Genomic DNA, 302 nt, shown 5'->3' with positions numbered 1-302 from the left:
ATGCTCGATGGATCGGTGGAACTTGCAGTTCAGGTTGGCCGCGGTGAAATGCACGCGGCCGTCGGCGGTGTCGGCACTCGGGCTGACCGTGGCGGCATTGGCGGTCCACATGCTCGACGCCGAGCTGCAGGCGGCTAGGAGAGGCATCGCTTCCTTCGCCGCACGGCGGATCACCTCCTCGTCGCTGCCGGAGAAGCCCAGGCTACGCAGCGCAGCGGTATCCGGGCGGGCTTGCGGAGCGAGTACCCCCTGCTTGAAACCCATCTCCATCAGCGCCTTCATCTTCGCCAGGCCCTGCTTCG

The 302-nt window shown here is 66.6% G+C and carries 1 protein-coding gene; it reads right to left on the bottom strand.

The genetic code is table 11. The annotated features are described in order from the left end of the window. The coding region (locus ACLJNW_RS24280; RefSeq protein WP_410961228.1) for an N-succinylarginine dihydrolase at window positions 1-302 on the bottom strand (302 nt) is incomplete at both ends.

This window comes from Salmonella sp. SAL4457, assembly GCF_046548235.1.
GTDB lineage: Bacteria > Pseudomonadota > Gammaproteobacteria > Enterobacterales > Enterobacteriaceae > Salmonella > Salmonella enterica.
Note: the sequence above shows the minus strand (reverse complement) of the source record. Positions and strands in the feature narration are given on the sequence as shown.